At 71.9% G+C, this 8,638-nt stretch carries 11 protein-coding genes; 7 read left to right on the forward strand and 4 right to left on the reverse strand.

Annotated elements, in window-relative coordinates:
* Positions 1-209: 209 nt before the first annotated feature.
* The 5 genes from CLV67_RS35970 (at position 210) to CLV67_RS35990 (ending at position 4,174) form a co-directional block, all read left to right on the forward strand.
* Entirely contained in the window at positions 210-1,247 is a 1,038-nt protein-coding gene (locus CLV67_RS35970) for a TetR/AcrR family transcriptional regulator (RefSeq protein ID WP_106326590.1), read from the forward strand.
* Positions 1,244-1,843: a transcriptional regulator gene (locus CLV67_RS35975; RefSeq protein WP_106326592.1), complete on the forward strand. Its 600-nt coding sequence runs from the start codon at positions 1,244-1,246 to the stop codon at positions 1,841-1,843. Before CLV67_RS35970 ends, CLV67_RS35975 begins: the two co-directional genes overlap by 4 nt.
* Positions 1,840-3,180, forward strand: coding sequence for a PEP/pyruvate-binding domain-containing protein (locus CLV67_RS35980; RefSeq protein WP_106326593.1), 1,341 nt, complete (start codon positions 1,840-1,842; stop codon positions 3,178-3,180). Before CLV67_RS35975 ends, CLV67_RS35980 begins: the two co-directional genes overlap by 4 nt.
* Positions 3,181-3,211: 31 nt before the next feature.
* Positions 3,212-3,694, forward strand: a complete 483-nt coding sequence (locus CLV67_RS35985) for a DinB family protein (protein WP_203737149.1) — start codon at positions 3,212-3,214, stop codon at positions 3,692-3,694.
* Between the two features lie 93 nt (positions 3,695-3,787).
* Complete coding sequence (locus tag CLV67_RS35990) at positions 3,788-4,174, forward strand: VOC family protein (RefSeq protein ID WP_106326597.1); 387 nt, start codon at positions 3,788-3,790, stop codon at positions 4,172-4,174.
* A 4-nt stretch (positions 4,175-4,178) separates the two neighbouring features.
* Here the strand turns inward: CLV67_RS35990 and CLV67_RS35995 are convergent, their stop codons facing one another.
* A complete protein-coding gene (locus tag CLV67_RS35995; RefSeq protein ID WP_275414914.1) occupies positions 4,179-4,550 on the reverse strand; it encodes a winged helix-turn-helix transcriptional regulator in 372 nt (123 codons plus the stop codon).
* A gap of 114 nt (positions 4,551-4,664) precedes the next feature.
* Here CLV67_RS35995 and CLV67_RS36000 point away from each other — a divergent pair, with 114 nt between their 5' ends.
* A complete protein-coding gene (locus CLV67_RS36000; protein WP_106326601.1) occupies positions 4,665-5,030 on the forward strand; it encodes a DoxX family protein in 366 nt (121 codons plus the stop codon).
* A gap of 24 nt (positions 5,031-5,054) precedes the next feature.
* Here the strand turns inward: CLV67_RS36000 and CLV67_RS36005 are convergent, their stop codons facing one another.
* From CLV67_RS36005 to CLV67_RS36015, 3 genes are read right to left on the reverse strand one after another with little or no spacing between them, the layout of a single operon-like run.
* The gene (locus CLV67_RS36005) at positions 5,055-5,990 is read right to left on the reverse strand and encodes a sensor histidine kinase (protein ID WP_106326603.1); all 936 of its coding nucleotides are present in this window, start codon (positions 5,988-5,990) and stop codon (positions 5,055-5,057) included.
* Positions 5,987-6,832, reverse strand: a complete 846-nt coding sequence (locus CLV67_RS36010; RefSeq protein WP_170154124.1) for an MEDS domain-containing protein — start codon at positions 6,830-6,832, stop codon at positions 5,987-5,989. The genes CLV67_RS36005 and CLV67_RS36010 overlap by 4 nt, the downstream gene beginning before the upstream one ends.
* 28 nt (positions 6,833-6,860) lie before the next feature.
* Positions 6,861-7,565: a GNAT family N-acetyltransferase gene (locus CLV67_RS36015; protein WP_106326607.1), complete on the reverse strand. Its 705-nt coding sequence runs from the start codon at positions 7,563-7,565 to the stop codon at positions 6,861-6,863.
* 53 nt (positions 7,566-7,618) lie between these two features.
* On the opposite strand from CLV67_RS36015, the gene CLV67_RS36020 reads away from it, so the two are divergent.
* Positions 7,619-8,326: a hypothetical protein gene (locus CLV67_RS36020; protein WP_106326609.1), complete on the forward strand. Its 708-nt coding sequence runs from the start codon at positions 7,619-7,621 to the stop codon at positions 8,324-8,326.
* The last annotated feature ends 312 nt before the right edge of the window (positions 8,327-8,638 follow it).

An 8,638-nucleotide genomic window follows, 5' to 3' on the forward strand; every position in this document is an offset into this window, starting at 1 on the left:
GAGCCGGGTAGCCGGAAGCGGCCGCCCGGCATGACGCCGAGACGGCGGGCGGATCATCTAGCAGGTCGCGCCGCCGTCAGCGGGCGCTGCGGATCCTCACGAAGGCCAGTCCTTTGAACATGCGGAGGAGGCTAGCCCGGCCTCGGCCGCCCGGCCAGTCGATTATTCGGATGTTCTCAACATTCCGATGATGAGTGTATCTTGACGGCATGGTCCGGTTGACGAGAGCCCAGCAGCAGGCGCGCACACGGTCCGCCGTGCTCGACGCGGCGGTCGAGGAGTTCGCCGAGCACGGCTATGCCGATGCCAAGGTCGACCGGATAGCGGCCCGCGCCGACCTGACCCGCGGTGCGGTGTATTCGAACTTCGCCGGCAAGCGTTCGCTCTACATGGCGGTCCTGCTCGGCCTCACGTCACCGCACGCGCCCCTGCTCCCCACGGCCGAGACTCCCGGCCCGGCCGAGGTCGGCACGGCGGCCGAGGCGTTCGCCCGCGCCTGGCTGGAGCGTCTGCCACTCGCCGGGGACACCGCGGCGGCCGGCCGGCTGCGGTCCCGATCGGTGACCGGGGTCTTCGACGACGATCCGGGCCGGGCCGTCCTCGGCGAGATCAGCCGGCTCGAAGGCCTGATGCTGGCCCTCGCGCTGGAGGCCTGCCCACCGGCCGCCCGGCGCCGGGTGCGGCTGGCCGAGCTGATCCTCACGCTGCTGCACGGCGCCGACCACCTGGCCGGCTCGGCGCCCGGTTTCGGCGATCCGTTCGACGTGGCCCGGGCATGCGGCCACCTGGCGCGCCTCACCATGGCCGACGAGTGGGATCCACCCCATCTTCCTTTCGTACGGGACGCCGCCCTCAGTGACGACCCATGGCATCCGGCTGACGGCGTGGCCGACGACGGTCTGGTCGTGGTGCTCGGCTCGGCCCGGCTCAGCGCCGCCGAGGAGGCCGTCCGTGCCGCCGCGCCCGGCGAGCGGGTGACCGTGGCCGTCGTGTCGGGCGACCCGGCCGAGACCGGAGCGCTCGTCCGGCTGCGGCTCGGCGGGTTCCTGTCCTGCCTGCGGCGATCGTTCCCACCGACGGCGGCCTCACCGATGTACCTCGACCTCGACGACGGCCCCGAGCTGGCCGCCGCCGTCGGCTCCGGGATCAGCGACGACACCGAGGCGGCGGTCCGCATCCGTGCCGGCCGGATCGTGGCCCGGGCGTCCGGCCGGGGCGCCGGCCACGCCGTGGCGGTGGCCTCATGACCGACCTCCGCGTGCTGCACACCCTGCGCTGCCTCGGCTTCACCGATCTGGCGCGGGTCGCCGACGCCGCCGCGCTGTCCGAGGCCGACACCGAGTCCCGGCTGATCGACCTGGCCGTCGACGGCCTCGTCACCCGCACCCCCGGCCCGTTCGGCGGCTGGGGCCTGACCGAGGCGGGCAAGGCCGAGGACGCCCGGCTCGTCGCCGCCGAGCTCACGGCCGCCGGCACCCGCGAGTCGGTCGCCGGGGCGTTCGAGCGGTTCCTGGTGCTCAACCCGGAGCTGCTCGATCTGTGCACGGCCTGGCACATGCGCCCGGCCGACGGGGTGGCCGAGCTCAACGACCACACCGACGCGGCCTACGACTCCCGGGTTCTGGCCCGTTTCGTCGACCTCGACCGGCGGGCCGCCGACGTCTGCACCACTCTCGAGACCGCGCTGCCCCGCTTCGCGTCCTACCGCCGGCGGCTGTCGGCAGCGCTGGGCCGGGCCACGGCCGGCGAGCTGGAGCACCTGGCCGACACCACCACGTCGTATCACAACGTGTGGTTCCAGCTGCACGAAGACCTGCTGGTCACCCTGGGCATCCCCCGATGACGCCCACCGGCCCGCCCAGCCCTCGATCGCACGACCGTTCACTCCCACTCGCCGGCCCCGACCGGCGCGCCCGGCCCCTCTCGCCCGCCGATCCGGCCGGGCCTGACGTGCTCGGCGGCAAGGGGCACGGCCTGGTCACGATGATGCGGCTCGGGATGCCGGTGCCACCCGGGTTCGTGATCCCTCCCGCGGCCTGCCGGGCCTATCTGCGCGACGGCACGCTCCCGGAGGATCTGGAGGCCGCGGCCCGGGACCTACGGGTGCCGCTCGTGTCGGTGCGGTCCGGGGCCGAGGTGTCGATGCCCGGCATGATGGACACGTTCCTCGATGTGGATCCATGCTCACCCCGCTTGCGGGCGGCGGTGGAGGAGGTGTTCGCGTCGTGGCTCGCACCGCGCGCCGTCACCTATCGCGAGCTGCACGGCATTCCCCATGATCTCGGCACCGCGGTCGTCGTGCAGGCGATGGTGTCGGGCGAGCATGACGAACACAGCGGCAGCGGCGTGGCGTTCAGCCGTGATCCGAGCAGCGGGGTCAAGCGCCCCTACGGTGACCTGCTGTTCGAGCGGCCCGGCTCGGACGTCGTCTCCGGTTCGGTCGCCACCCGGCCGCTGGCCGGGCTCGAGGAACGCGAACCGGGGGTGTGGGCGGCCCTGCTCGACGGCCTGGACCGGGTCGAACGCCACTACCGCGACGTCTGCCACGTCGAGTTCACCTTCGAGTCGGGGCGCCTGTGGTTCCTGCAGGTACGCCCCGGCGGGCTGGCCGGACGGGCCGCGGTGCGAGTCGCGGTCGACCTGGCCGATGAAGGGCTCATCGACCGCGCGACGGCCGTGCGTCGCCTGTCGGCACGGCAGTTGCGCGCCGCCCGTACCGCCAGGATCCGGCTGACCGACGACCTGGACGTGATCGCCCGCGGCACCGGCGCCGGTCCCGGCGTGGCCACCGGCCGGATCGCGCTGACCGCCGACCGCGCCGCCCGGATGGCCTCCGACGGCCCGGTGATCCTGGTCCGCCCGCACACGTCCCCACTCGACATGCACGGCCTGGCCGCGGCCGCCGGCATCGTCACCACCGTCGGCGGCCCCACCAGCCACGCCGCCGTCGTCGCCCGGGCCATGGGAAAGCCCGCGATCGTCGGCGCCGGCGCCCTGTCCGTCGACCCGGCGGCCGGGCTCCTCCGGACCGCCGGGCGGGTCCTGCCGGAAGGCACCCCGGTGACCATCGACGGCACCGGCGGCGAAGTCGTCGCGGGCGCCGCCGACACGACCACCGACGAGTCCGACCCCTACCTGGAGCGTCTCCTCGGCTGGTCCGCAAACAACCCCGGTGACTGAAGATCGTGTGTGGCAGGCTGGGGGAATGCCGATGGACGACGTCATCGATCAGCCGCTGCGGGTCCAGTGGGACTCCATTCTCGACGACCACCGCGCGGCGATGCACGACTGCCTCGACGGCCTGACCGAGGAGGAGGCCCGGCGGCGGCTCGTCCCGTCCCGGACGACCCTTCTGGGACTCGTCAAGCACGTCACCTTCGTGGAGAGGGTCTGGTTCGACGAGGCTTTCACCGGCCGCCCGCGCAGCGAGATCGGCATCCCGGCGACTCCGGACGAGTCCTTCGTCCTCGACGACGGCGACACCGTCGACAGTGTGCGGACCGCCTACGCGGAAGCGTGCGCCGCATCACGGCATGCCGCCGCTGCGCTGAGTCTGGACGACATCGTGAGCGGAAACCGTCGCGGGCCTCTGCCGCTGCGCTGGATCTACCTGCATCTGCTCCGAGAGATCGCCCAGCACTGCGGCCACGCCGAGATCCTCCGCGAGCAGATCCTCGCCACCCGGGCCGCATGACGGCCGTCAGCGCGGCCGGCACCCCGGCAGCAACGGATGCTCGACGTCGGGCGGCCGCAGTGGACCAGGAACCCCCCTGGGTATGGTGATCGCATGCCCGACGACGACCGGTGGAGGCGTTCCGACTGGTGGGGTGTCGTGATCGACGCTCCGGACGCGGACGTGCTGGCCGACTTCTACGCGGCTCTGCGCGGCTGGAAAGTCTGGCGCCGCGAACCCGGCGACGTGGTCCTCGACGCGGGCGAGGGTGTCGCCTATCTGACCGTCCAGCACAACCCCGACTACGTACGCCCGTCCTGGCCCGCCGAACCCGGCCGGCAGCAGATGATGCTGCACCTCGACTTCGAGGTGACCGACCTGGACGCCGCGGTCGCCCACGCCGTCGATCTGGGCGCCGAGCTGCCCGATCATCAGCCGCAGGCGAACGTCCGGGTGCTGCTCGATCCGGCCGGCCACCCGTTCTGCCTCTACACCTCCTGAACGCTCAGCGCCGCTCCTCGTACGCCTTCCGGCTCGCCTCGATGTCCGGGACGTGTTCGATGGCCCAGCCGGCCAGGGCCAACGCCGGCGGGATGAGGCTCTTGCCGGTCGGCGTGAGCGTGTATTCGACGCGTGGCGGCACTTCGGCGTAGACGGTGCGGGAGATCAGCCCGTCCCGTTCGAGGTTGCGCAGCGTGAGCGTGAGCATGCGCTGGGAGATCCCGGGGACCTGCTGGTGCAGGTCGGTGAAACGTAGCGTGCCCTGGTCGAGCGTGGCCACCACGAGCAGCGTCCATTTGTTGCAGATCTGGTCGAGGATCGCGCGGAGGGTCCGCCCGCCGTCGCCGCGGATCATGCACGTGTGCTCGTAGTCCATCAGGCAGCTCCCTGTGCCTCAGGCACATGCCTGTGCCTTTTGTACGCCTCACGATAGTGCCGCATGATGTGGCTTCTTACGACCGGTAACGGTCCTGGTCATCGAGGGGTTCTCATGGAAATCGCCTACTGGGTGCTTGCTGTCCTGCTAGCGGTCTTCTACGCCTACGCGGGTGGCCGGAAGGTCGTCGCGAGCCGGGAGGCGCTGCTGCCGATGATGGGCTGGGTGGACCGGACGCCGATGCCGCTGGTCCGGCTGATCGGAGCCCTGGAACTGGCCGGCGCGGCCGGGCTGATCCTGCCGCCGCTGACCGGCATCGTCCCGGTCCTCGCCGTGTTCGCGGCGGCCGGGCTCACGCTGATCCAGGTGGGTGGCATCGTGGTGCACGTGTCGCGGGGCGAGGCGCGGCTGATCGGTCTCAACATCGGGCTGCTGGTGGCGAGTGCCGTCACGACCTGGCTGGCAGTCCGAGTGCTGTGACGACGCGGTCAGGGCGGGTCGAGGTCAAGGAGCGGCACCGATGCCGGCGTCCATGTAGAGCTGGAACATGGTCCCGTCCGGGGTCGTGTGGACGCGCACCAGATCACACAGGTGATGCGCCAGCAGCAGCCCGCGGCCGCCCTCGGTGCGACTGGACGGCGGGATGCGGCCGGCCAGCGGATCGGTCAGATGTCCCGCGTCGGTGATCCGGCAGACGAACTGCCCGCCGTCGGCCCAGACCGTGACGGCTCCCCCGCCACCGGTGTGCACCAGGGTGTTCTCCGCCAGCTCGTTGACCGCGGTGACCAGGTCCTCGATCCGGGTCTCGGCCAGCCCGGCCTTGGCGGCGTGCTCGGCGACGAACCGGCGCACCCGGCCGAGGTCGGTCGGCGCCGCGTAGGCGAACCGGGCGCAGCGTTCCGGAGCGCCGGGCAGCGGCTGATTGAAGCGGGCCGCCGCGGCGATCGGGTCGGCGTAGGACCCGCTCCCCCGCCGCACGCCGTCGACGATCATGGCCGGATGGGTTCGCCACGCGTCGGCCAGCACGGACCCGTCGAGCCGCGTCGCGTCGTACGCACAGAGGATCGTCGTGTCCCGCTCCGCGAAGACCGCGTTGATCAGCGCTTCGTGCTGGAAACAAGCGGGTTGTTCGAGCGCCGTCCGGCCGGGCCACAGGGATTCGCCGACGATCGAGGTCCGGCGGCCGGGGTGCGCGGCGGCGAAAGCCAGCAGGACGCCCGGGATGATCCGGCCCGGGTTGCGCCCGGCCTCGGCCATGTCGGTGAAGGACACGACCCCGTTCACATCGGCCAGCGCGCCCCGGAACACGGCGACGTCCGGTCCGGGAACCGCGACGAGCACGGCGTCTCCGGCCGCCACCGCCTCCCGGACGAACCCGGTCATGCCGGTCAGGTACTCGTGGCTGTTCCGGTAGAGCAGCCCGAGATGGTCGAGCGTCATGCGACCACTTCGGCGCCGTTGAACGCGAGCAGCCGCCGCAGACCGGGTGTGCAGCCGGCCACCCGCATCCGCGGCGCTCCGGCGACCGCGGCCTCCAGCAGGATGCGCACCGCCGCGGTGTCGGCGAACCGCAGGTCGGACACGTCCACGACGACCGGCCGATCACCGGCGGCGGAGTCCTCGGCCAGATTGTCCAGCACCGCCCGCAACGCCTGCCGGTTCGCCAGGTCGGCCTCACCGTGCAGCCGGATCCCGGGTGGTTCGGCGACGCGGGCGAACCGCAGGGCCGGTTCGACGTCGGCTGCGGTGTCGCGGTCGACGGCGGCCGGATGCGCCCAGGTCACCCGTTGCAACTCGGACGGGCTGAACAGCCGCCGGTCGTACAGGCAGATCGCCATGGCCTGCCGCTCGGCGAAGACCCGGTTGACATTCGCCTCATACCAGGCCAGCCGGTCGGCGCCGGGCACGGAACGGACCGCCCACGACATGTCACCGATCGCCCGCAGGCTCCGGAATCCGTCGGCCCGGGCACGCGCGGCCTCGACCCGCCAGCCCTCCATCGTCGACTCCGGGTCGAAGGAACCCGAGGCCAGATACGAATCTTCGGCCGTCATCATCTCGAGCTGCCCGCGCCGGACCGCGCCCGGAGCGTCCACACCGGCCGTGACCAGGCCGACGGTGAGCCACTCGTGGTCAGGCCCGAAGTAGAGGATGCGCTCGTCGTCACGGAGCCCGGCGCTGATGTAGGTGGCGAGGCTGCGCAGCCTGCTGCCGTCGTCGTCCACCACGACGCACGCATGGTCGCCCGGCCGGAGACGACCGAGCATCCCTGCCTCGATCATTGACCGCTCCTCGCCTCGTCCGGTCATCCTATCGGCGCACGCGGTAGTGATAGCTGTGCGAATGCGCGAAGCCGACTTTGGCGTACAGCTTGCGCGCCGCCTCGTTCTCTTCCTCGACCTGCAGATAGAGCGACTCGGCTCCCTGATCGGCCGACCAGGCCGCGCCGGCCCGCAGGATCGCCTCGGCCAGCCCTCGCCGCCGGTAGGGCGGATCCGTGGCCATGCAGAACACCCCGCCGATGCCGTCGTCCGCGACGAAGAGCCCGAGCGCCGCGATCCGGGAATCCACGACGATCGAGGCGAACCCGGTGGTCAGGCCGATCCGATCGAGGACGTGCTCACTCACGGCCTCGTTGCCGTAGGCGGCCCGCCAGGCGGGCGTGAGTCCGAAAGCGATCTCCACCTCGGGTACCCGCCGCATGACGTCGCCGGCCGACGCGGCCAGCACCAGGGTGGGCGCGTCGTGCCGGTATCCACGCTCTGCCAGCGCCCGGTCCAGAGCCACGTGCTCCTCGGCCGGGCTGACCTGCACGATGACCGGCATGTCGCGTTCCCGATAGAAATCCTCGGCCGCGTCGATCCCGGCCACGGCGCCGGGCGGCGGAAGCGCCGAGTTGTTGCGGCGCTTGCCGACCCCCGGCGTGTGCCGCAGCAGCCAGCCCCCGGCCTGCTCGGCATAGGTGGACGGCCACGCGCCGACGGCGTGTGACTCGATCTTCGCGACGCTGCTCACGATCGATGATCATATTCGGTGGCGGACTTTACGGCCTCCGCTAACCTGGGCCGATGCCGAGATCCGACCAGTCCACCGACTCCGCCCCCGCCTGGCTCCTGTGGCCGATCAGGGCGATCGCGGTCGTGGTGGTGCTGCCGTTCCGGCTACTCGGCATGGCACTCTCCGCGGTCGGCGGTTTCCTCTACCGCTACCTCATCGTCCCGCTGCTCTGGCTCTGGCATCACCTGGTCGTCATCCCGCTGGCCTGGTTGTGGAAATACCTGGTGGCCGTCCCGGTGAGCTGGCTCTGGCGCACCCTGCTGTTCCCCGCTCTGCGCTGGCTCGGCAACGCCCTGGTCAAGCTCATCGGCTGGATCATGGCGGTCCCGGTGCTGGTCATCGGCGTGCCGGTGATGTGGCTCTGGGAGCACGCGATCGTCCCCAGCGCACACTTCCTCCACCGGTGGATCCTGCGACCGATCGGCCGCGCGATCGCGGTGACCTGCGTCCACCTCTGGAAGTGGATCCTGGCCCCCGCCGGCCGGGCGCTGCTGTGGTTCCTCACCGTCGGCTGGCAGGGCACGTCCTGGCTGTTCCGCCAGGTCTACCGCTACCTGCTCCGCCCGATCGGCATCGCGATCGCCTTCACCTGGCACTGGACCATCGGCGCCGCATGGCGCATTCTGATCGCCCCAGCCGGCCGCTGGCTACGCGACGAGGTCCTCCGCCCCACCGGCGCCGCGATCCGCTCCATCCTCGCCTCCCTGGGCCTTCGTTAAACCCTCCGGCTGTACGGCCATCGCTCCCCCGACCGCACCATCACGAACCGGGGCCACGAAGCGACGCAGGCGAAACGCAAGGCCCCAACGCCGCCGCCGGGGCTGAGGCGTCCGGTCACCGGCTGTCGCGAACCCCACGCCCGCCACCGCCACCGCCACCACCACCACGCTCGCGCTCGCGCTTACAGCGGCCCACTCACACGCGCCACGATCATGAACACCACCCGACGCGGCCTCCCTCCCTCCCTCCCTCCCTCTCGCTCACCTTCCCTCCTCGCCCTCCCCCCCCCCCCCCCCCCCGCCCCCCCCCCC

The sequence above is a fragment of the Actinoplanes italicus genome (genome assembly GCF_003001815.1).
Taxonomy (GTDB): Bacteria; Actinomycetota; Actinomycetes; order Mycobacteriales; family Micromonosporaceae; genus Actinoplanes; species Actinoplanes italicus.

What these genes read in the sequence shown, in the direction of transcription:
- CLV67_RS35980 (WP_106326593.1), top strand. Translation starts at nt 1,840, where the DNA reads ATGACGCCCACCGGCCCGCCCAGCCCTCGATCGCACGACCGTTCACTC.
- CLV67_RS36005 (WP_106326603.1), bottom strand. Translation starts at nt 5,990, where the DNA reads ATGACGCTCGACCATCTCGGGCTGCTCTACCGGAACAGCCACGAGTAC.
- CLV67_RS35995 (WP_275414914.1), bottom strand. Translation starts at nt 4,550, where the DNA reads ATGGACTACGAGCACACGTGCATGATCCGCGGCGACGGCGGGCGGACC.
- CLV67_RS35990 (WP_106326597.1), top strand. Translation starts at nt 3,788, where the DNA reads ATGCCCGACGACGACCGGTGGAGGCGTTCCGACTGGTGGGGTGTCGTG.
- CLV67_RS36020 (WP_106326609.1), top strand. Translation starts at nt 7,619, where the DNA reads ATGCCGAGATCCGACCAGTCCACCGACTCCGCCCCCGCCTGGCTCCTG.
- CLV67_RS36010 (WP_170154124.1), bottom strand. Translation starts at nt 6,832, where the DNA reads ATGATCGAGGCAGGGATGCTCGGTCGTCTCCGGCCGGGCGACCATGCG.
- CLV67_RS35985 (WP_203737149.1), top strand. Translation starts at nt 3,212, where the DNA reads ATGGACGACGTCATCGATCAGCCGCTGCGGGTCCAGTGGGACTCCATT.
- CLV67_RS35970 (WP_106326590.1), top strand. Translation starts at nt 210, where the DNA reads ATGGTCCGGTTGACGAGAGCCCAGCAGCAGGCGCGCACACGGTCCGCC.
- CLV67_RS35975 (WP_106326592.1), top strand. Translation starts at nt 1,244, where the DNA reads ATGACCGACCTCCGCGTGCTGCACACCCTGCGCTGCCTCGGCTTCACC.
- CLV67_RS36000 (WP_106326601.1), top strand. Translation starts at nt 4,665, where the DNA reads ATGGAAATCGCCTACTGGGTGCTTGCTGTCCTGCTAGCGGTCTTCTAC.